The organism is Paracoccus contaminans, assembly GCF_002105555.1.
GTDB lineage: Bacteria > Pseudomonadota > Alphaproteobacteria > Rhodobacterales > Rhodobacteraceae > Paracoccus > Paracoccus contaminans.
On the sequence record NZ_CP020612.1, the window covers coordinates 1,945,180 to 1,965,958 of the forward strand.

25 protein-coding genes are annotated in these 20,779 nt (G+C 70.7%); 19 read left to right on the top strand and 6 right to left on the bottom strand.

The window, feature by feature from the left end:
* The first annotated feature begins 26 nt into the window (after positions 1 to 26).
* The 19 genes from B0A89_RS09180 to cysE all read left to right on the top strand — a co-directional run bounded on the left by B0A89_RS09180 (position 27) and on the right by cysE (position 16,094).
* Positions 27 to 401, top strand: a complete 375-nt coding sequence (locus B0A89_RS09180) for a permease (protein WP_240558489.1) — start codon at positions 27 to 29, stop codon at positions 399 to 401.
* Positions 334 to 1,698, top strand: coding sequence for a DNA-packaging protein (locus tag B0A89_RS09185; protein ID WP_476704025.1), 1,365 nt, complete (start codon positions 334 to 336; stop codon positions 1,696 to 1,698). The genes B0A89_RS09180 and B0A89_RS09185 overlap by 68 nt, the downstream gene beginning before the upstream one ends.
* Positions 1,699 to 1,816: 118 nt before the next feature.
* Positions 1,817 to 3,082: a phage portal protein gene (locus tag B0A89_RS09190; RefSeq protein ID WP_240558491.1), complete on the top strand. Its 1,266-nt coding sequence runs from the start codon at positions 1,817 to 1,819 to the stop codon at positions 3,080 to 3,082.
* Between the two features lies 1 nt (position 3,083).
* Positions 3,084 to 3,320, top strand: coding sequence for a GTA head formation protein, RCAP_rcc01685 family (locus B0A89_RS09195; RefSeq protein ID WP_085377883.1), 237 nt, complete (start codon positions 3,084 to 3,086; stop codon positions 3,318 to 3,320).
* A 3-nt stretch (positions 3,321 to 3,323) separates the two neighbouring features.
* Positions 3,324 to 3,875 carry an HK97 family phage prohead protease gene (locus B0A89_RS09200; protein ID WP_157115304.1) on the top strand — a complete coding sequence of 184 codons (552 nt, stop codon included), beginning with the start codon at positions 3,324 to 3,326 and terminating at the stop codon, positions 3,873 to 3,875.
* A gap of 137 nt (positions 3,876 to 4,012) precedes the next feature.
* On the top strand, positions 4,013 to 5,194 hold the full coding sequence (locus B0A89_RS09205) for a phage major capsid protein (protein ID WP_085377884.1): 1,182 nt from the start codon (positions 4,013 to 4,015) through the stop codon (positions 5,192 to 5,194).
* A gap of 137 nt (positions 5,195 to 5,331) precedes the next feature.
* Positions 5,332 to 5,943, top strand: coding sequence for a head-tail connector protein (locus B0A89_RS09210; protein ID WP_085377885.1), 612 nt, complete (start codon positions 5,332 to 5,334; stop codon positions 5,941 to 5,943).
* Complete coding sequence (locus B0A89_RS09215) at positions 5,940 to 6,278, top strand: head-tail adaptor protein (RefSeq protein ID WP_085377886.1); 339 nt, start codon at positions 5,940 to 5,942, stop codon at positions 6,276 to 6,278. The genes B0A89_RS09210 and B0A89_RS09215 overlap by 4 nt, the downstream gene beginning before the upstream one ends.
* Positions 6,275 to 6,706, top strand: coding sequence for a DUF3168 domain-containing protein (locus B0A89_RS09220; RefSeq protein WP_085377887.1), 432 nt, complete (start codon positions 6,275 to 6,277; stop codon positions 6,704 to 6,706). The genes B0A89_RS09215 and B0A89_RS09220 overlap by 4 nt, the downstream gene beginning before the upstream one ends.
* 16 nt (positions 6,707 to 6,722) lie before the next feature.
* Entirely contained in the window at positions 6,723 to 7,139 is a 417-nt protein-coding gene (locus B0A89_RS09225) for a phage major tail protein, TP901-1 family (protein WP_085377888.1), read from the top strand.
* Complete coding sequence (locus tag B0A89_RS09230) at positions 7,139 to 7,453, top strand: gene transfer agent family protein (protein ID WP_085377889.1); 315 nt, start codon at positions 7,139 to 7,141, stop codon at positions 7,451 to 7,453. The genes B0A89_RS09225 and B0A89_RS09230 overlap by 1 nt, the downstream gene beginning before the upstream one ends.
* A 172-nt stretch (positions 7,454 to 7,625) precedes the next feature.
* Positions 7,626 to 7,868, top strand: a complete 243-nt coding sequence (locus B0A89_RS09235) for a phage tail assembly chaperone (RefSeq protein WP_240558691.1) — start codon at positions 7,626 to 7,628, stop codon at positions 7,866 to 7,868.
* The gene (locus tag B0A89_RS09240; RefSeq protein WP_085377890.1) at positions 7,858 to 8,529 is read left to right on the top strand and encodes a phage tail tape measure protein; all 672 of its coding nucleotides are present in this window, start codon (positions 7,858 to 7,860) and stop codon (positions 8,527 to 8,529) included. Before B0A89_RS09235 ends, B0A89_RS09240 begins: the two co-directional genes overlap by 11 nt.
* Positions 8,529 to 9,161, top strand: coding sequence for a DUF2460 domain-containing protein (locus B0A89_RS09245; RefSeq protein WP_085377891.1), 633 nt, complete (start codon positions 8,529 to 8,531; stop codon positions 9,159 to 9,161). Before B0A89_RS09240 ends, B0A89_RS09245 begins: the two co-directional genes overlap by 1 nt.
* Positions 9,158 to 10,045, top strand: coding sequence for a DUF2163 domain-containing protein (locus tag B0A89_RS09250; RefSeq protein WP_085377892.1), 888 nt, complete (start codon positions 9,158 to 9,160; stop codon positions 10,043 to 10,045). The genes B0A89_RS09245 and B0A89_RS09250 overlap by 4 nt, the downstream gene beginning before the upstream one ends.
* Positions 10,042 to 10,479 (top strand): C40 family peptidase, encoded by a 438-nt coding sequence (locus tag B0A89_RS09255; protein WP_085377893.1) that lies wholly within the window; start codon positions 10,042 to 10,044, stop codon positions 10,477 to 10,479. Before B0A89_RS09250 ends, B0A89_RS09255 begins: the two co-directional genes overlap by 4 nt.
* 91 nt (positions 10,480 to 10,570) lie before the next feature.
* Positions 10,571 to 14,440, top strand: coding sequence for a baseplate multidomain protein megatron (locus tag B0A89_RS09260; RefSeq protein WP_085377894.1), 3,870 nt, complete (start codon positions 10,571 to 10,573; stop codon positions 14,438 to 14,440).
* Entirely contained in the window at positions 14,433 to 15,173 is a 741-nt protein-coding gene (locus B0A89_RS09265) for a DUF2793 domain-containing protein (RefSeq protein ID WP_085377895.1), read from the top strand. Before B0A89_RS09260 ends, B0A89_RS09265 begins: the two co-directional genes overlap by 8 nt.
* 87 nt (positions 15,174 to 15,260) lie before the next feature.
* Positions 15,261 to 16,094, top strand: a complete 834-nt coding sequence (cysE, locus tag B0A89_RS09270) for a serine O-acetyltransferase (RefSeq protein WP_085377896.1) — start codon at positions 15,261 to 15,263, stop codon at positions 16,092 to 16,094.
* Here the strand turns inward: cysE and B0A89_RS09275 are convergent.
* From B0A89_RS09275 to gatC, 6 genes are all read right to left on the bottom strand, one after another.
* Positions 16,091 to 17,152, bottom strand: a complete 1,062-nt coding sequence (locus B0A89_RS09275; protein WP_085378869.1) for a quinone-dependent dihydroorotate dehydrogenase — start codon at positions 17,150 to 17,152, stop codon at positions 16,091 to 16,093. The two genes, cysE and B0A89_RS09275, sit on opposite strands and share 4 nt — an antisense overlap.
* Entirely contained in the window at positions 17,152 to 17,481 is a 330-nt protein-coding gene (locus B0A89_RS09280; protein WP_085377897.1) for a DUF952 domain-containing protein, read from the bottom strand. The genes B0A89_RS09275 and B0A89_RS09280 overlap by 1 nt, the downstream gene beginning before the upstream one ends.
* The gene (locus tag B0A89_RS09285; RefSeq protein ID WP_085377898.1) at positions 17,478 to 18,143 is read right to left on the bottom strand and encodes an N-acetylmuramoyl-L-alanine amidase; all 666 of its coding nucleotides are present in this window, start codon (positions 18,141 to 18,143) and stop codon (positions 17,478 to 17,480) included. The genes B0A89_RS09280 and B0A89_RS09285 overlap by 4 nt, the downstream gene beginning before the upstream one ends.
* Positions 18,144 to 18,291: 148 nt before the next feature.
* Positions 18,292 to 18,921 carry a hypothetical protein gene (locus tag B0A89_RS09290; protein ID WP_085377899.1) on the bottom strand — a complete coding sequence of 210 codons (630 nt, stop codon included), beginning with the start codon at positions 18,919 to 18,921 and terminating at the stop codon, positions 18,292 to 18,294.
* A gap of 30 nt (positions 18,922 to 18,951) precedes the next feature.
* A complete protein-coding gene (gatA, locus tag B0A89_RS09295) occupies positions 18,952 to 20,430 on the bottom strand; it encodes an Asp-tRNA(Asn)/Glu-tRNA(Gln) amidotransferase subunit GatA (RefSeq protein WP_085377900.1) in 1,479 nt (492 codons plus the stop codon).
* A complete protein-coding gene (gene gatC / locus B0A89_RS09300) occupies positions 20,427 to 20,714 on the bottom strand; it encodes an Asp-tRNA(Asn)/Glu-tRNA(Gln) amidotransferase subunit GatC (RefSeq protein WP_085377901.1) in 288 nt (95 codons plus the stop codon). The genes gatA and gatC overlap by 4 nt, the downstream gene beginning before the upstream one ends.
* Positions 20,715 to 20,779: the final 65 nt, after the last annotated feature.

The window sequence follows — 20,779 nt, forward strand, 5'->3', positions numbered from 1 at the left end:
GGCACCGAGGGGCAGGGCATCACTACATGGACACAGGTTTTGAACCGGAGCGTCACGGCTGCGGGGACGGCCCCTTTGTCGCCGGGGGCGAGGGCGACGATTTTCTGAGCGCAGACCAAGCCATCGATGTCGCGGGGGAAATCTTCCGCGAGGTCGCCGAAGAGCTGCACAGGCTGCGGATCGACTTGCGCAGCGGCAATGTCGAGCAGGCCGAGAAGACCGGCAAGGCGGTGCGCGATCTGCGCGTCGCCACGGCGCTGGTGCTGGAGGAGAGGAACCGCGTTGACAAGCTTCGCAAGGACATCGCCGGCAGGGTCGGGCCCGGAACGCTCGATCTCGACGCGGCACGGGACGAAATCGGGCGCCGCCTGGCTTGCCTGCGCCGGGCCGGAGGAGGTTGATGCCTTCATCGGCGGGCTGTCGGACAATGCGCTGGCCAGCCTGCCATGGCTGTTCGAGTTCTGGGCCCTGCCGCACCAGTTGCCCCCCGAGGGCGACTGGAAGTCCTGGGTCATCATGGGCGGGCGCGGGGCGGGCAAGACCCGCGCCGGGGCCGAATGGGTGCGCGCGCAGGTCGAGGGCGCGACCCCGGACGCGCCCGGGCGCGCGCGCCGCGTGGCGCTGGTGGCCGAGACCTTCGATCAGGGCCGCGAGGTGATGGTGATGGGCGACAGCGGCATCCTGGCCTGCTGCCCGCCCGACCGCCGCCCGGTGTGGGAAGCAGGGCGGCGCCGGCTGGTCTGGCCCAATGGCGCGACCGCGACCGTCTATTCGGCGCATGAGCCGGAGGCCCTGCGCGGGCCGCAGTTCGATGCCGCCTGGGCGGACGAGCTGGCCAAGTGGAAGAAGGCCGACGACACCTGGGACATGCTGCAATTTGCGCTGCGTCTGGGCGATCATCCCCAGCAGGTCGTCACGACGACGCCGCGCAATGTCGGGGTGCTGAAGGCGATCTTGCGCAACCCCTCGACGGTGGTGACGCATGCGCCGACCGATGCGAACCGCGCCTATCTGGCGCAGAGCTTTCTGGCCGAGGTCGAGGCGCGCTATGCCGGCACCCGCCTGGGCCGGCAGGAGCTGGAGGGCATCCTGCTGGACGATGTCGAGGGGGCGCTGTGGTCCACGGCGATGCTGGAGGGCTGCCGCATCGAAGCGGCCCCGAGGCTGGACCGGATCGTGGTCGCGGTCGATCCGGCGGTGACGGCGGGGGCGGCCAGCGACGAATGCGGCATCATTGTCGCCGGCGTTTGCTGCGAGGGGCCGCCGCAGGACTGGCGGGCCGTGGTGCTGGAGGATGCCAGCCTGCGCGGCGGGCCGGCCGACTGGGCGCGCGCCGCCATCGCCGCGATGGAGCGCCATGGCGCCGAGCGGCTGGTCGCCGAGGTCAACCAGGGGGGCGATCTGGTGGAAAGCGTGATCCGGCAGATCGACCCGCTGGTCCCGTTCCGCGCGCTGCGGGCGGGGCGGGGCAAGGGCCTGCGGGCCGAGCCGGTGGCGGCGCTGTATGAACAGGGGCGGGTGCGGCATCTGCGATCGGGCGCGCTGGGCGCGCTGGAGGACCAGATGTGCCGCATGACGGTGCGCGGGTTCGAGGGGCGCGGCAGTCCTGACCGGGTGGATGCGCTGGTCTGGGCGATCCACGAACTGATGATCGAGCCGGCCCAGCATTACCGGCGGCCGCAGGTGCGGGGGCTGTAGCGCCCCAGGATGGGTATTTGGGCCAGGAAGAAGCCCGCCGGGGTGCGGCGGGCGCGCGGAGGTTGTCCGCAGGGGTCGTCCGCTGGGGCGGCCCTTTTTCGTTGGATGGGAGGCTCGCATGGCGATGCGGTGGTTCGGGCGGCGCGGGCCGCAGGAGGATGGGGCGGCGCTTGCCGGGCCCGAGGCGAAGGTGGCCCCGGTCGCGCCCTCGGCCGGGATCGCCGCGCCGGCCGAATGGAAGGCGAGCGCCGCCGGCAGGCTGACGGCCGGGGCGGCGGGGGTAACGCAGGGCGCCGTCGGCCGGGCCCTGTGGGGCGGGCGAGAGCCGGCTGTGCTGGTGCGGGCCGGCTTTGTCGGCAACCCGGTCGGTTTCCGCGCGGTCAAGCTGGTCGCCGAGGCGGCGGCCGCGGTGCCGCTAGTCTGCCAGGATGCGGTGCGGCGCTATGAGGCCCATCCGGTCATCGACCTGATGCGGCGGCCCAATCCGGCGCAGGGGCGGGCCGAGCTGCTGGAGGCGCTGTTCGGCCAGCTGCTGCTGTCGGGCAACGGCTATGTCGAGGCGGTGGCCCCCGACGAGGGCGGGCTGCCGGCCGAGCTGCATGTGCTGCGGTCCGACCGGATGAGCGTGGTGCCGGGGCCGGACGGCTGGCCCGTCGCCTATGACTATGCGGTGGGCGGGCGCAGGCACCGCTTTGACATGACCGGCAGCCCCGACCCCATCTGCCATATCCGCAGCTTTCACCCGCAGGACGATCATTACGGGCTGTCGCCGATGCAGGCGGCGGCGACGGCGATCGAGGTGCACAACAGCGCCAGCCAATGGTCGCGGGCGCTGCTGGACAACGCGGCGCGGCCCTCGGGCGCGATCGTCTATCGCGGCAGCGACGGGCAGGGCGTTCTGAGCCCCGACCAGTATGACCGGCTGGTCAGCGAGATGGAGACGCATCATCAGGGCGCGCGCAACGCCGGGCGGCCGATGCTGCTGGAAGGGGGGCTGGACTGGAAGCCGATGGGGTTCAGCCCCAGCGACATGGAGTTCCACGAAACCAAGCTGGCCGCGGCGCGCGAGGTGGCGATGGCATTCGGCGTGCCGCCCATGCTGATCGGCATCCCCGGAGAGGCGACCTATGCCAACTATGCCGAGGCCAACAGGGCCTTTTACCGGCTGACGGTTTTGCCGCTGGTCACGCGGGTGGCGGCGGCCCTGGGCTGGTGGCTGAGCGAGCATCTGGGCGAGGAGGTGGACCTCAAGCCCGACCCGGACCAGATCCCGGCGCTGGCGGCGGAACGGGACCAGCAATGGGCACGGGTCAGCGCGGCGAGCTTTCTGACGGATGCGGAAAAGCGCGCGGCGCTGGGCCTGCCCCCGCTGAAGGGGGCCTGACGTGGAGGGATCCAAATTCATCGAGCGCCCCGGCATCTGGCACGAGCAGAAGCTGGAGGCGCAGGAGCGGATCATGGCGCTGCAGTTCGGGCAGGTGGACAGGCGGCTCGAACGGATCGAGGCGCTGATCGAGGGCTTGGAGCGGCGCCTGTGGATGACGGTCTATGGCGTTGTCGCCGTGATCCTGACCCAGGCCGTCCAGTCGATTTTGCAGTTCGCGCCGAAGGGAGGGCACTGATCCATGCGCATGGATGATCTGGGGCTGGAGCTGAAATTCGCGGCCGGCGCGCCGACCCTGACCGAGGGCAGCGTGATCGAGGGCTATGCCAGCCTGTTCGGGCTGGCCGACCAGGGCGGCGACATCGTGGCGCCCGGTGCCTATGCGGCCAGCCTGGCCCGGCTGGCGCAGGGCGGCGGCAAGGTGCGGATGCTGTGGCAGCACGATCCGGGCGAGCCGATCGGCATCTGGGACGATGTGCGCGAGGACGAGCGCGGCCTGTGGGTGCGCGGGCGGCTGCTGCCCGACATCGCGCGGGCGCGCGAGGCGGCGGCGCTGATCGCGGCGGGGGCCATCGACGGGCTGTCGATCGGCTATCGCACCATCCGGGCCGAGCGCGATGCGCAGAACCGGCGCGTGCTGACCGAGGTGGAGCTGTGGGAGGTATCGCTGGTGACCTTCCCGATGCTGCGCGAGGCCAAGGTCGGGCGCAAGTCGGGCGAGCGGGACGGCGAGGACAGCATGGCCGCGCTGATCGGCGCGCTGCGCGCGGCGAGCGAGGCGCTGCGGCGCTGAGCCAGGACACGGTCGGCCGGGGGGCAGGGCGCGCCGCGTCCCATCCGTGCCGGCCAACGGGGTGCGGCGCCATGCATGGGCGCCGGACGGCAGGCGGCGCCGCGCGCGCCCGCCATTTCTGACGAGGAGAGACGGGGATGACCGAGAGGACGGCCGGGGAGGCCGAAGCCTTTGGCGGCGGCACGCCTGCCGGCGTGAGGGGCGCGATGGCCGAGTTCGTCAGCGAACTGAGGACTTTCCGCGACACCATCGAACACAAGATGCAAGCACAGGAAAAACGCATGACCATGCTGGACCGCAAGACCGCCTTCCGCAGCCGCTCGCCGCTGTCGCACGCCGCCGAGGCCGAGGCCCCTCACCAGAAGGCCTTTGCCGCCTATCTGCGCCGCGGGGACGAGACGGGGATGCAGGGGCTGGCGCTGGAGGAAAAGGCCATGGCCTCGTCCACGGACGGGGGCTATCTGGCCGCGCCGCAGATTTCCGAAGGGGTGCAGGCGGTGCTGCGCACCACCGGGTCGCTGCGGGCGCTGGCCAATGTCGTTCAGGTCGAGACCTCGAGCTATGAAGTCCTGATGGACAAGACCGACCTGGGCAGCGGCTGGGTCGGCGAGATCGCGGCCAGCGTCGAGACGGACAGCCCCCAGATCGAGAAGATCGCCATCCCGCTGCACGAGCTGGCTGCCATGCCCAAGGCCACGCAGCGGCTGCTGGACGACGCCTCGTTCGATCTGGAAGGCTGGCTGGCCGAGCGGATCGCCGAGAAGTTCGCGCGCGCCGAGGCGGCGGCGTTCATCACCGGCAACGGCGTGGACAAGCCCAAGGGCATCCTGTCGGTTCCGACCGCCGCCAACGCCACCGCGACCGAGGCGCAGGTCGGCTTTGTCTCGACCGGCGTGGCGGGGGACTTTGCCGCGACGGCTCCGGGCAATGCGCTGATCGATCTGGTCTATGCGCTGGCCGCCCCCTATCGCGCCAATGCCGCATTCCTGATGAACAGCCGCGTGGCCGGCATGGTGCGCAAGCTGCGCGACGGCGACGGGCGCTATCTGTGGGCGGACGGGCTGGCGGCGGGCGAGCCGGCGCGCCTTCTGGGCTATCCGGTGCTGATTTCCGAGGACATGCCCAACCCGGCCAACAACGCCAAGGCGGTTGCCTTCGGTGATTTCCGCCAAGCCTACACCATCGCCGAACGCCCGGACCTGCGCATCCTGCGCGATCCCTACTCGGCCAAGCCGCATGTGCTGTTCTATGCCACCAAGCGCATCGGCGGCGGTGTCGTCGATCCCCGTGCCTACAAGCTGCTGAACTTCGCCGTCTGAGGGTGGCGAAGGGGGTCGTGGCGGCGGCCGGCCATCCTGGCTGAGCCAACTGTCCGCGCGTGCTGTGGCCGCAGGGCCGCCGCCACGGCCCTGTTGTCCACGAACGGCAGCCGCGGCAGGAACGGGAGGTATCGGAAATGTTGCTCGTCGAGGAAACGGCGCCGGCGCAAGGGGCGCTGCCCGTCGCCGCGCTGAAGGCCTATCTGCGGATGGGCACGGGGTTCGAGCCGGTCGCGGATGCGACCGAGGATGCGGCGCTGGCAGGGTTCCTGCGGGCCGCCATTGCCACGGTCGAGGCGCGCACCGGCAAGGTTCTGCTGACGCGGGTGTTCCGTCTGCGGCTGGAGGATTGGCGCGACCCCGCCGGGCAGGCCCTGCCGCTTGCCCCTGCGCTGTCCGTCCAATCGGTCGAGATGACCGACCGGGGGGGCGCCGTGACGCCCGTTCCGCCCGCCGCCTGGCGGCTGGTCCCCGACAGCCAGCGCCCCATCCTGGCCCCCACCGGCGCCAGCCTGCCCGCGGTGCCGATGGGCGGGTCGGTGACCGTCCGCTTCGAGGCCGGGTTCGGAACGACATGGGACAGCGTGCCGGGCGATCTGGCGCAGGCGGTTCTGATGCTGGCGGCGCGATACTATGAGGATCGCGGCTTTGACGGCGGGCAGAACATCGCCCTGCCCCATGGGGTGAGCGCGCTGATCGAGCGCTGGCGGGCGGTTCGGACGCTGGCCGGCCGGGGCGGCCGGCCATGAGCGCGCCGCGTCTTGCCGTGCCGCTTGTTCTGGAAAGCCCGGAACGGGTGGCGGATGGGATGGGCGGCTATCGCATGGTCTGGCGCCCCAGGGGGGTTCTTTACGCGGCGATGCGCGCCGGGACGGGCGCCGAGCGGCAGGCCGAGGTGGGCGCCGAAAGCGTCGTGTCCTGGCGCATCACGGTGCGCGGCGCGCGCGAGGGCGATCCGCGCCGGCCCCGGCCGGAACAGCGCTTCCGCATGGGCGCGCGGCTGTTCCGCATCGAGGCGGTCGCCGAGTCCGGGTCGGCCGGGCAGTGGCTGGACTGCATCGCACGAGAGGAGAGATATTCATGAGCTTTCATGCCTCGGCCGCGTTGCAGGCGGCCGTCTATCAGACCCTGCGCACCGATCCGGGCGTGGCGGCGGCGGTGGGGGATGCAATCTATGACGCCATGCCCGCCCAGCCGCCCGCGGGAACCTATGTGGCGCTCGGCCCCGAGGATGTCGCGGACGCCGGCGACATGACCGGCGGGGGGGCGCGGCACGATTTCATCATCTCGGTCCTGTCGGGATCCGAGGACACCGGCGGCTTTGCCCCGGTCAAGACCGCCGCCGCGGCGGTGGTGGACGCGCTCGAGGATGCCGCCCCGGTCCTGGGGCGCGGCCATCTGGCGGCGTTGTGGTTCGTCGGCGCGCGCGCCCGGCGATCGGATGGCGGCGCAGGGCGGCGCGTGGACCTGACGTTCCGCGCGCGCATCGACCTGGGCCAGAGGGCAGCTTGAAAGAAGGGGACGCAGCATGGCTGTGCAGAATGGACGCGATCTGCTGATCAAGATGGACATGACCGGCACCGGCACGTTCGAGACCATCGCCGGGCTGCGTGCGACGCGGCTGGGCTTCAACGCCGAGACGATCGACGTGACCTCGACCGCCAGCGCGGGCGGCTGGCGCGAGCTGCTGGGGGGCGCGGGGGTGCGCTCTGCCTCGATCTCCGGCTCCGGCGTGTTCCGGGACGAGGCGACGGACGCGCGGGCGCGGCAGGTGTTCTTTGATGGCGAGGTGCCGCGCTGCCAGGTGGTGATCCCCGACTTCGGCACCGTCGAGGGGCCGTTCCAGATCACCGGGCTGGAATATTCGGGCAGCTACAATGGCGAGGCGACCTATGAGATGACGCTCGCCTCGGCCGGGGCGCTGCAGTTCGTGGCGGCGATCTGATGGCCAACCCCCATCGCGGCGAGGTGGCCGTCATGCTCGACGGCCGCCGCCATGTCGCCCGGCTGACCCTCGGCGCGCTGGCCTCGCTGGAGGCCGATCTGGGCGAGCCGAGCCTGATCGGGGTGATCGAGCGGTTCGAGAGCGGCCGCTTTGCCAGCCGGGACGTGCTGGCGGTGCTGGTCGCGGGCCTGCGGGGCGGCGGCTGGCAGGGTGAGGCGGCCGATCTGATGACGGCCGAGTTCGACGGCGGGCCGATCGCCGCGGCGCGGGCGGCCGCCGAGCTGCTGGCGCGGGCCTTTCATGGCGCGGGCTGAGGATGGGGGCCGGGCGGCGGGCGGGGAGGCCTGTCGCCCGGCGGAGGAAGGCGCCAGCGCCGCCGATCCTGCCGGCAGCGCGCGCAGGGCCGCAATGGCCGGGGCGGGTGCCCCCGCCGCGGGCACCCGCCGGCCTGGTGCCTATCCCGCGGGGCTGGACTGGGCGGGGCTGATGCGGGCAGGCCTGCGCGGCCTGGGGCTGAAGCCGGGCGAGTTCTGGGATCTGACCCCGGCCGAGCTCGCGCTGATGCTGGGGATCGATTTCGGGGCCGCCGCGATGACGCGCGCGCGCCTTGGCGATCTGATGGCCCGCTTTCCGGACGGCGCGGCGGCGGGCGGGGCGGGCGATCCGCGGGCAGGCCCCAAGCCTGCGCGCATGAACCAACAGGACAGGAGACAGGCCGATGGCGGATAGGGACGGCTTCGCAAGCGGCTCGGACCAGGACGGGCTTGAGCGGCTGGGCAGCAGGCTGGAGCAGTCGGGACGGATGACGGCCGCCTTCGAGGCGGAGCTGAGCCGCCTTGCCCAGTCGATGAGCCGCACCGGGCGCGAGGTCACGACGCTGAGCGCGGGGTTTGGCGGCGGGCTCAGGCGGGCTTTTGACAGCGTGGCCCTTGACGGGGCGAAGCTGTCGGACGCGTTGAAGGGCATTGCCCGCAACATGGCCGATACCGTCTATGCCGTGGCGATGAAACCTGTGCAGCAGGCGGTTTCAGGGGCGCTGGCCCAGGGGGTCAGCAGCCTTGTCTCGGGCGCGCTGCCTTTCGCGGATGGCGCGGCCTTCAGCCAGGGCCGGGTCATGCCGTTCGCCAGGGGCGGGGTTGTCAGCCAGCCCACCCATTTCCCCATGCGCGGGGCGACCGGCCTGATGGGCGAGGCCGGTCCCGAGGCGATCATGCCGCTGCGCCGCGGGGCCGATGGGCGGCTGGGCGTTGCCGCAGGCGGCGGGGCCGGGCGGGCGATGAACGTGACCTTCAACGTATCCACCCCCGATGTCGCGGGCTTTCGCCGCAGTCAGGGACAGATTGCCGCCTCGCTGGGCCGCATGATGGCGCGCGGCGAAAGGAACGCATGATGGCCTTTCACGAAATCCAGTTTCCGCCGCGCCTGTCCTTCGGCTCGGCCGGCGGGCCCGAGCGGCGCACCGAGATCGTCACGCTGGCCAACGGCTTTGAGGAACGCAACAGCCCCTGGGCCCATTCGCGGCGCCGCTATGACGCGGGGGTGGGGATGCGCAGCCTTGACGACATGGCCGCCCTGATCGCCTTTTTCGAGGCGCGGGCCGGGCAGCTGCACGGCTTCCGATGGAAGGACTGGGCCGATTACAGCTCGGCCCTGCCCAGCCGGGGCGTCAGCGCCACTGACCAGCTGATCGGGCAGGGGGACGGGCGCAGCGTATCGTTCCAGCTGTCCAAGCTGTATCGCTCGGGCGATGAGGGCTATCGGCGGCCGATCCTCAAGCCGGTTCCGGGCACTGTGCGGGTTGCCATCGGCGATGTCGAGCAGTTCGAGACGGTCGATTTTACTGTCAATTATGCGACCGGCCTGATCACGCTGAATATGGCGCCCATGGCCGATGCGCCGATCACCGCGGGGTTCGAATTCGACGTGCCGGTGCGCTTTGACACCGACCGGATCGCCGTATCGGTCGCATCCTTCAACGCCGGAGAGGTGCCCCATGTGCCCGTCATCGAGGTGCGCCAATGAGCGGGGCCGTGCTTTTGCCCGCAGGCGCCGGCGCAGCGCAGGCCCGCGCCGAGACGACGACGATCGCCCGCGCCTGGGCGGTCACGCGCGCCGACGGCCTGACACTGGGCTTTACCGACCATGACGGGGCGCTGTCCTTCGAGGGTTTGACCTTCCGCCCCGATGCGGGGCTAACGGCGCAGGCGCTGGTGCAGGGGCTGGGCCTGTCGGTGGACAATACCGAGGCGCAGGGCATCCTGTCGGACGAGGCGATCACCGCCTCGGATCTAGACGCAGGGCGCTGGGACGGCGCCGAGATGCGCCTGTGGGAGGTGGACTGGACCGCACCCGAGCAGCGTCGGCTGGTGTTCCGCGGGGCGCTGGGCGAGGTCAGCCACGCGCATGGCGCCTATCGCGCCGAGCTGCGCGGCCTGGCAGAGCTGCTGAACCGCCCGCAGGGGCGGGTCTATCACGGGCGCTGCTCGGCGCTGCTGGGAGACAGCAGATGCCGGTTTGACACCGGCCGCGAAGGCTTTCACGCTGAAGGGCGTATCGCCTCGGTTGGCGAGGGGGGGGCGCGGATCGCCCTGGAGGGCATGCCTGCCTTCGAGGGGGGCTGGTTCGATCACGGGCAGGTGCAGTTTCTGGATGGAGCGTCCGCCGGCCTGACCGGCTGGATCAAGACCGACGCGGTTCCGGCCCCAGGAATGCGCGCGCTGGACCTGTGGACCGCGCCGGGCGCCCGCCCGGCCGCCGGGGACGGGGTGCGGCTGGTCGCAGGATGCGACAAGCGGGCCGACTCATGCCGGATGAAGTTCCAGAATTTCCTGAACTTCCGCGGCTTTCCTCATCTGCCCCCCGAAGACTGGATGATTGCGCCGCAGGCGAATGGGGACGGGCGATGAACCTGCGCGCGGCCGAAATCGCCCGGTCCTGGATCGGCACGCCCTATGTTCATCAGGGATCGGCGCAAGGGGCGGGGACCGACTGCCTGGGGCTGATCCGCGGCGTGTGGCGCGCGCTTTACGGGGGCGAGCCAGAGGCCCCGCCCCCCTATACGGCGGATTGGGGCGAGGCGGGACGGGACGAGCTGCTGCACGCAGCCGCATTGCGCAACCTTGTCCTTGTGCACCCCGATGCGCCCGAGGCCGTGGGCGAGGTGCTGCTGTTCCGCATGCGGGCGGGGGGCGTTGCCAAGCATCTGGGGCTGCGCACCGGGCTGGGCGAGGCGGCGCGCTTTGTCCACGCCTATGACCGCCACGGCGTCGTGGAAAGCCCGCTTTCCGCCCCCTGGGCGGCGCGGGTCGCGGCGCGGTTCCGCTGGCCTGCCGCGGTCTGACCCGGCGGCGCCCGATGCGCGCCAGGGGCTGCGCCCACGGCCCGGCGGACCGCCGCGGGCGGGCCACTGCAACATGAAAGGGAGAGAGGCGATGGCGACCATACTTCTGGCGGCGGCCGGCGCGTCGGTGGGCGCGGGCTTTGGCGGGACGGTGCTGGGTCTGACCGGGGCCGTCATCGGCCGCGCCGTGGGCGCCACCGTCGGGCAGGTGATCGATCAGCGGCTGCTGGGCGGGGGCGCAAAGCCCGTCGAAACGGGGCGCATCGACCGCCTGCGCCTGCAGACGGCGGGCGAGGGCACCGCGATTGCGCGCCTGTGGGGGCAGATGCGGATGCCGGGACATGTCATCTGGGCCTCGCCCGTGACCGAGATCAGCCGGACCGAGGAGGTGGGCGGCAAGGGCACGAGCGCCAGCGTCACCGAACTGACCTATCGGCTGAGCCTGGCGATCGCGCTGTGCGAAGGGCCGATCCTGTCGGTCGGCCGCGTCTGGGCTGACGGAGAGGAGATCGACCCGGCGCTGCTGAACATGCGGGCCTATGGCGGGGGCGAATCGCAGCTGCCCGATCCGGTCATCGTCGCGCATGAGGGCGAGGCCGCGCCCGCCTATCGCGGCACCGCCTATGTCGTGCTTGAGGATCTGGCGCTGGAGCGGTGGGGCAACCGCGTGCCGCAGCTGTCCTTCGAGGTGACGCGGGGGCTGGCCGGGTCAGCCTCGCTGGCCGAGAATGTCGAGGCGGTCGCGCTGATCCCCGGCACGGGCGAATATGCGCTGGCGACCGGCGATGTCTCGATCGACCTGGGGCTGGGCGAAACGCGCGTTCTGAACCGCAATACGCCCATGGGCGGAACGGATTTTCAGGTTTCGCTGGCAACCCTGGGGCGCGAGCTGCCCAAGGTCGGGTCGGTCTCGCTGGTCGTGTCATGGTTCGGCGACGACTTGCGCGCGGCGCGCTGCACGGTGCGGCCCAAGGTCGAGCAGAAGCTGAACGACGGGCAGGAAATGCCCTGGCGGGCCGGCGGCATCACCCGTGCCGAGGCGGCCGAGATCGTGCGCAAGGACGGCCGCTCGGTCTATGGGGGCACGCCGGCCGATGGCTCGGTCATCCAGGCGATCCGCGCGATCCGCGCATCAGGCAAGGCGGCGGTGTTCTATCCCTTTATCCTGATGGAGCAGATGGCGAGCAACGGCCTGCCCGATCCCTGGACGGGCGCGAGGGACCAGCCGGTCATGCCCTGGCGCGGCCGTATCACGAGTTCGGCGGCGGCCGGGCGCAAGGGATCGCCCGACGGCACCGCAGCCGCGGATGCCGAGGTCGCCGCCTTTTTCGGCACCGCCGCGCCCGCCGACTTTCGTGTGCAGGGGGGCGCGGTTCATTATTCGGGGCCTGACGAATGGTCCTATCGCCGCTTCATCCTGCATTATGCGCATCTGTGCGCGCTGGCGGGCGGGGTCGATGCCTTCCTGATCGGGTCCGAGATGATCGGCCTGACCCAGATCAGGGGCGCGGGCGGGCGCTATCCCGCGGTCGCGGCCCTGCGCGCCCTTGCGGCGGATGTGCGCGGCATCCTCGGCCCGGCGGTCAAGCTGGGCTATGCCGCGGACTGGAGCGAGTATTTCGGCCACCATCCGGGCGGGGACGAGGCGGTATTCCATCTGGACCCGCTGTGGGGGGATGCCAATATCGACTTTGTCGGCATCGACAATTACATGCCGCTGTCGGACTGGCGCGAGGGCGAGGCGCATCTGGACGCCCATTGGGGCGACATCCACAACCCCGCCTATCTGGGCGCGAATGTCTGCGGCGGCGAGGGATATGAGTGGTATTACCGCAGCGACGCGGACCGCGATGCCCAGATCCGCACGCCGATCACCGATGGCCAGGGCGAGCCGTGGATCTGGCGCTACAAGGATCTGCGGGGCTGGTGGTCGAACTGGCATTACAATCGGGGCGCTGACGGCACACGCGCAGCCGAGCCGACGGCATGGGTGCCGGGATCCAAGCCGATCTGGTTCACCGAATACGGCTGCGCGGCGCTGGACAAGGCCACGAACCAGCCCAACAAGTTCCTCGATGCGCTGAGCAGCGAATCGATGCTGCCCTGGTATTCGGACGGGCGCCGCGACGATGCGATCCAGGCCGCCTATGTCGATGCCGTCACCGCCTATTGGCGTGACCCGGCCAACAACCCGGAACGGGCGGGCGGCGGGCGGATGGTCGATCTGTCGCGCGCCCATGTCTGGTGCTGGGATGCGCGGCCCTATCCGGCCTTTCCCGCCCGCAGCGACCTGTGGGCGGACGGCCCGGCATGGGAACGGGGCCACTGGCTGAACGGGCGGGCCACGGCGCTGCCGCTGAAGGACGTGGTGGCGAATATCTGCCGCGCCTCGGGTCTGGGCGCTGTCGATGCCGGCGGGCTGCACGGCCTCGTGCGGGGATATTGCGTCGGGGGAGCCGAAAGCGGCCGTTCGGTTCTGCAGCCGCTGATGCTTGCCCATGGTTTCGACGCCGTCGAACGCGACGGCGCGCTGCGCTTTGCCATGCGCGACGGAAGGCTGGACGAGACGGTTCCGGCCGAAGACCTGGCCGTCACCGAGGACGCCACCGGGCTGGAGATCACGCGTGCCCCGGCGGCGGAACTTGTCGGCCGGGTGCGGGTGAGCCTGGTCGAGGCGGGCGCGGATTACGCCACCCGCACCGCCGAGGCGGCCCTGCCGGACGCCGAGCGCATCAGCGTGTCCGACAGCGATCTGCCGATGGCGCTGACCCTTGCCGAGGGCCATTCCATCGCCGCGCGCTGGCTGGCCGAATCGAAGGTTGCGCAGGTGACGGCGCGCTTTGCGCTGCCGCCGTCGCGCGCCCATCTTGGGCCGGGCGATGTGCTGGCCATCGAGGGTGAGGGAACGCGCTGGCGCATCGACCGGGTGGAACGGGCGGGCGCCGTCCTTGTCGATGCGGTGCGCGTCGAGCCGGGCGTCTATCGTCCGGCCGTGCAGCCCCTCGAGGGGCCGCGCGGCAAGGCGCATGTGGCGCCCGGCCCTGTCTGGCCCGTATTCCTCGACCTGCCGCTGATGCGCGGGACCGAGGCCCCGCACGCGCCCTGGCTGGCCGCCACGGCAACGCCATGGCCCGGTGCCGTGCGGGCCTGGGTTTCCACCGACGAGGACGGCGGATACGCGCCTGACGTCGTCCTGCCCCGACGCGCGGTGATGGGGGTCACCCTGGCGCCGCTGGCCGCCGCCCGTCCGGGCGTGCTGGACCGGGGCGCGGCGCTGCGCATCCGGGTCAAGGGGGGCAACCTGCGATCGGTCACGCGCAATGCGCTGCTAGCCGGGGCCAATGTCCTGGCGATCGGGGATGGCACGGCGCAGAACTGGGAACTGATGCAGTTCCTGGACGCCGAACTGGTCGGGCCTGGCGAGTGGGCGATTTCCGGGCGCTTGCGCGGGCAGGCGGGAACGGATGCGCTGATGCCGGCCGAATGGCCGGCCGGCAGCATCATCGTCTTGATGGATGGCGCGCCCCGTCAGGTCGATCTGCCGCCCGATGCCCGCGGGCAGATCCGGCACTGGCGGATCGGCCCGGCCAGCCGGACGGCAGACGATCCGTCCTATCGGCATCTGACGCGAAGTTTCGCCGGCGCCGGCCTGCGGCCGCTGTCGCCCTGTCACCTGACGCTTTCGGGCCGGGACGCGCGCTGGATCCGCCGCACCCGGACGGGGGGCGACAACTGGGACGTTTACGACGTGCCCCTGGGCGAGGCGGCGGAACGCTATGTCGTCACCATCACGCAAGGGGCTGCCGAGCTGTACCGCACGGTCGTCAATGAGCCGCGCTGGACCGTTCCTGAGGCGGTCTGGACCGCGGCGGGGCAGGGCGGTCCCTTCGTCATCGGGGTGGCGCAACTGTCGGACGTTTACGGGCCTGGCCCGTCTGCAAGGAGAGTGATCCATGTCTGAACCAGTCACCCAGCGCTGCGGCCTGCCGCTGTTGCAGCCGGCACAGGCGCAAAAGCACGTCACCGTGAACGAGGCGCTGATGCGCCTGGACGGGTTGGTGAATCTGGTGCTGCAAAGCGCCTCGCTTGCCGCGCCGCCTACCGCGGTGACGGACGGGATGTGCTTTGCGGTGCCGGCCGCGGGATCGGGCGCCTGGGCCGGCAAGGGCGGGCAGATCGCCATCGGGACGAATGGCGGCTGGGCCTTTGTCGCCGCACAGGCAGGCCAGCGTGCCTGGATTGCCGATCAGGGATGCCATGCGCTGTGGGACGGCAAGGCCTGGGTCGGAGGGGTCCAGACACTGGGCCTTTTCGGCGGGGCCATGATCGCGGGCATGGCCGAGGGCCAGGTCGAGGTGAAGGCGGGGACGATCACGGTGACGGATGTGGTGATCCCCCCCAATGTCATGGTGATCGGCGCCACCGCCCGCGTCGTCGAGACGATCCCCGGATCGGCGACCAGCTGGCAGCTTGGCCATGCCAGCCTGAGCGGCGTGTCGAGCCCCCAGCAGCGCTTCGGCCAGGGGCTGGGCCTTGATAAGGGTTCCTACGGCATGGGCCTGCTGGGCACGCCCGCATCCTTCTATGCGGCGATGCCCTTGCGGCTGACGGCGGCAGGCGGCAGCTTTGCCGGCGGGGGCAAGGTGCGGCTGAGCCTGCACTGGCTTGAACTGCGCGTGCCGGCGGCGACCTGATCCTTGCGGGCGGGCGATCAGATGCGCCTGCCTTTTCTCTCGCCCATCGCTGCCTTATCTGAGGGGGGTAACCGGCCGGAGGGCGAGATGGACGAGCTTGGTCAGATGCCCGGCGGGGCGCGTGATCCGCAGGCGCAGCTTGCGCTGTGGGCGCGTATCCGATCCGAGGCCGCCGAAGCGGTGCGCACCGAGCCTTTGCTGGGCGCGCTGATCCATGCCGGGCTGCTGCATCATGCGACCTTTGCCGCGGCGCTCGGCTATCGCTTCTCGCTCAAGCTGGCATCGGGCGAGATGAGCGAGCAGATCCTGCGCGAGATCGCCGACGACGCCCATGCGCGCGAGCCTGCGCTGGCGGCGGCGGCGCAGGCCGACCTCGAGGCGGTCTATGCCCGTGATCCGGCCTGCCACCGGCTGATGCAGCCGATGCTGTTCTTCAAGGGTTATCAGGCGTTGCAGGCCTATCGGATCGGTCACTGGCTGTGGGACCAAGGGCGGCGCGACATGGCCTATTTCGTGCAGATGCGCTGTTCCGAGGTGTTCGGCGTGGATATCCACCCGGCCGCCCGCATGGGCACCGGGGTCATGATCGACCATGCCCATTCCATCGTGATCGGCGAAACGGCCGTGGTCGGCAACGATGTGTCGATGCTGCATTCCGTCACGCTGGGCGGAACCGGCAAGGAGGATGGCGACCGTCATCCCAAGATCGGCAACGGGGTGATGATCGGCGCGGGTGCCAAGGTTCTGGGCAATATCCATGTGGGCCACAGCAGCCGGATCGCCGCCGGCTCGGTCGTGCTGATGGACATTCCGCCTTGCAAGACGGTCGCGGGCGTTCCGGCGCGGATCGTGGGCGATGCCGGCTGCGAGAAACCATCGGACATGATGAACCAGATCCTCGGGGTGGACGGGACGGCCTAGCGCGCCCAGCGCTGGGCGTCCGAGCCGGTCAGGTCCGCCAGCGTCTTGCCCGCCACCATCAGCCGCGCATCGAGGCCGCGGGCGATGCGCTCGGCCAGCGAGAAGCCCTGGTAGATCAGACCTGTGTAAAGCTGGATCGCGGCCGCGCCCGCCTCGATCTTGGCCCAGGCCTGATCGACCGATCCGATCCCCCCGACCCCGATGATCGGCAGCCGACCTTCGAGCAGGCGGTAGAGCCGGGCCACGACACGGGTCGAGCGGTCAAACAGCGGCGCGCCCGACAGCCCGCCCGCCTGACCTGCCTGCGGCGAGGCGATCCCGGCGCGGTCCAGGGTGGTGTTGGTGGCGATCACCCCCGCCGCCTGGCTGTCGCGCAGCACCGCGGCAAGCTCGGCCAGCGCGGCATCGTCGAGATCGGGGGCGATCTTGACGAAGACGGGCGGGCGGGCGCCGCTGTCGTCGCGGGCGGCGATGACGCCCGCGATCAGCGCCGACAGGGCGCGCGCGCCCTGCAGCTCGCGCAGCCGTTCGGTGTTCGGCGAGCTGACGTTGATGGTCAGGAAATCCGCCAGCGGCGCCGCCCGCCGGGCGACCAGGGCAAAATCCGCGGCGCGGTCGGCGCTGTCCTTGTTCGCGCCGATATTCAGTCCGACCGGAATCCCGGGCATGCGGGCGGCCAGCCGGGCCGCGATCGGCTCGATCCCCTCGTTGTTGAAACCGAAGCGGTTGATGATCGCCCGGTCTTCGGTCAGGCGGAACAGCCGGGGCCTAGGGTTGCCGGGCTGCGGACGGGGCGTTGCGGCGCCGACTTCGACAAAGCCGAAGCCTGCGCGCATCAATGGACCCAGCACGCGGGCATTCTTGTCATAGCCTGCGGCCAGGCCCACGGGATTGGGAAGGTCCAGCCCCCCCGGGCGGACGGTGATCCTGGGCGTGGTGAAGGGCTGGCCCGGCAAGGGCACGATTCCGGCCTGCAACGCCCGCAGCGACAGATCATGTGCCCGCTCAGGGTCGAGCCGGTGGAGCGCCGCAAGGCCGGTCTGTTCAAGAAGGCGCATCATGGCGCAGCCTCGTCGGGGTTGGTGGACCCCGGCGCAACGGGGGCCGCAGAGGCCACGTCCACCATGCGCAAGGGGCGATAGAGATGGGGGAACAGCGCGCCCCCCCGCGCCGGTTCCCAGCGCAGGTCGGGTGAAAGGGCCGCCGGGTCGCAGGCGATCAGATACAAGTCCGCCTCGCCTGCAAAGTGCCGGACGAGGGTTCCGGGCAGCTGATCGGCAGTCGAGAAATGGATATAGCCGTCCGTCAGGTCGACCGGCGCGCCCGCCGTCTCGCCCTGACGCTGGAACGCCTCCCACTCGGCGGCGCGCAGAACCTTGTAGATCATCCGGTTTCCCCCATCGCCAAGGCGCGCAATGCGCCGGCTGCAAGCTGTCGGTCGGTGTCATTTTCCGGCCCGCCGTTCCAGGGGCAGAACCGCAGGCGAAAGGCGGCAAGACGGGTGGCGGGATCGGCCGCAGGATAGCCGATGGCATCCAGCATCGCATCCAGCGGCTGCGATGCGGGCGCAGCCGACACCGCGAGCGCGAGGCCCCTGCGGGCAAGCCGCGCCCAGTCGAAGCGGGGACCGGGGTCGATCTTGCGGCCGGGGGCCATGTCGGAATGGCCGATCACCCTATGCGGCGGTATCGCCCAGCGCGCCATGATCGCGCGCAGCAATTCCTCCAGCGCCGCCATCTGTGGTTCGGGAAAGGGGCGATCGCCGGGATTGGCCAGTTCGATCCCGATGGAACGGGAATTCACATCCGCGCGGCCCTGCCATGACCCGGCCCCGGCATGCCATGCGCGCCGATGCTCGGGCACCAGGCGCTGCGTCGTGCCGTCGGCGTCGATCAGCCAATGCGCCGATACCTCGGCAGCGGGGTCGCACAGGCGCGCAAGCGCCGCAGCACAGTCGGCCATGCCGGTGTAATGGATCACGATCAGATCGGGCGCCTGCACGCCCCGCCGCTCTCCATGATTGGGCGAGGGATAGGTCGGCGCGCTCATGCCTGCAGCACCCGCCCATGATAGCCGGCGATGCGGTGTGCGGAAAGGCTCCCGGAAAGGGAAACCCCCGCGCGCTGTCCCTGATGTCCCTTGAACCAGGGGGCGGGGGCCTTGACCTGCTGGCGCGCGAGGATCCGCGCGCATGCGGTCACAGTGGCTCGCCCTGCCGGCCGGTCAGGCTGCAGGCGCGCCCGTCGCCATCGGGATCAAGGCCGAGCGGATCGCGCCCGGGACCGCCCTTGTCAGCGAAATCCCGCTGGGCTGCTGCCTGAGAGGGATAGGCCGCGCAGTTGTCGCCGGGCGTGACGCTGCGGGCATAGAGCGGCTTGACGGTGCTGCCCAGGGGGCGGGTGGTAACCGTTACCGGCGTTGTGCGGACAGCAGGCGTCTGGGTGGCCGCGCGCTGGCGAACGGTGCCCGTGACCACGGCCGGGCGGACCCGGACGGTCGTGCCTCGCGGATAGAGCGAGGGGGGCAACGGGTCCACCGCAGGCGCGCCACGCAGGGGTTCCTTGCGCGCCTGGCCGGCCGGGAAGGCGCGCTCAAGCTCCTGCACCGGCGAGGGACCGGCGATCTCGGCCGGGGTCGGCGCCTTGAAGGGGCGGGCCACCGGGATCGTCCGCGGGGGTTCTGCGCGATACCCGGTCAGGGCAGCCTCGCGTTGGCGCAGGTAATCGCCATAAGGGGTGGCCTCGGCGCGATAATTGGGGTTCCAGCCCTGGTTCTCGCCCGAACAGGCGGCGAGCGCGACAAGCGGGATCAGGATCAGTGCACGCATCTTGTCATCCTTTGCCGAGTTCGGCCCAACCTACCACCAGCGCTGCGGCTTGGCGACAAAGCCGGCGGCCTTTTCCAGCACCGTTCCGTGGTTGAGCAGGTTGCCTTCGTCCCATGGCCGCCCGATCAGCTGCAGCCCCAGGGGCAACCCCTGCGCATCCAGCCCGACCGGAACAGCCAGGCCCGGCAGCCCGGCAAGGTTCACCGTCACGGTGAACACGTCGTTGAGATACATCGCAACCGGATCGGCATCCTTCATCGCCCCCAGCCCGAAGGCGGCCGAGGGTGTGGCGGGCGTCAGGATCGTGTCGATGCCTTGCGCAAAGACCTGATCGAAGTCACGCTTGATGAGGGCGCGGACCTTGCGCGCGCGGTTGTAATAGGCGTCATAGAAGCCCGTAGACAGCACATAGGTGCCGATCATCACCCGCCGCTGCACCTCGGGGCCGAAGCCTTCGGCGCGGGTCTTTTCATACATCTCGGTGATGCCGTCGCCCGCCGCCAGGGTGGCGCGCCGGCCATAGCGGACCCCGTCATAGCGCGCGAGGTTGGACGACGCCTCGGCCGGGGCGATGACGTAATAGGCGGGCAGGGCGTATTTCGTGTGCGGCAGCGAGATGTCCACGATCTCGGCCCCCGCATCGCGCAGCATCGACGCGCCCTGTTTCCACAGCGCGTCGATCTCCGCCGGCATGCCCTCCATGCGGTATTCGCGGGGGATGCCGATGCGCCTGCCGCGGATGTCGCCGGTCAGCGCGGCCTCGTAGTCGGGCACCGGACGGTCGGCGCTGGTGGAATCCCTTGGATCAACCGATGCCATCGCGCCCAGCATGATCGCCGCGTCGCGCACCGTCCGGGTCATCGGGCCCGCCTGATCCAGCGACGAGGCAAAGGCGATCGTTCCCCAGCGCGAGACGCGCCCATAGGTGGGCTTGAGCCCGACCGTGCCGGTGAAGGCCGCAGGCTGACGGATGGAGCCGCCCGTATCCGTCCCGGTCGCCCCGAGGCACAGATCGGCCGCCACGGCCGCGGCCGATCCGCCGGACGAGCCGCCGGGCGTCAGGGGGCGGCCATCGACCTTCCAGGGGTTCACGGCATTGCCATAGACGCTCGTCTCGTTCGACGAACCCATGGCGAATTCGTCCATGTTCAGCTTGCCAAGCATCACCGCGCCGGCATCGAACAGGTTCTGCGTCACCGCCGATTCGTATTCGGGGCGGAAACCTTCCAGAATGCGGCTGGCGGCCTGGGTCGGCACGCCGCGGGTGCAGAACAGATCCTTGATCCCCAGCGGAATCCCGCACATCGCCGGCGCATCGCCTGCGGCCAGCCGATCATCGGCGGCCGCGGCCTGCCCCCGCGCGATCTCGGGCGTGTGGTGGACAAAGGCGTTCAACGCGCCCGCCGCGTCGATCGCCGACAGACAGGCCTCGGTCAGTTCGGCGGCGGTGATCTCGCGCGCGCGCAGGCGGCGGCGCGCCTCGGCGATGGTCAGTTCGTTCAGGCTCATTCCACCACCTTGGGCACGGCAAAGAACCCCTCGCGCGCATCGGGCGCATTGGCGAGAATGGCAGGCTGCATGTCACCGTCGGTCACGACATCGGGGCGGCGCTTGAGGCGCATGGGTTCGACCCCGGTCATCGGCTCGATCCCCTCGACATCGACTTCGTTCAGCTGCTGCATGAAATGAAGGATGCCGTTCAGCTCGGCCGCCAGCGCGGGCAGCGCCTCGCCCGTGACCGCGATTCGCGCCAGATGGGCGACCTTGCGGGCCTCGGATTGGTCAATCGCCATGGGAAATCCTTTCGCTCGGCCCCGGATTTACCGGGCGTGGACGGCTTGGGCAAGCCGCGCTAGCC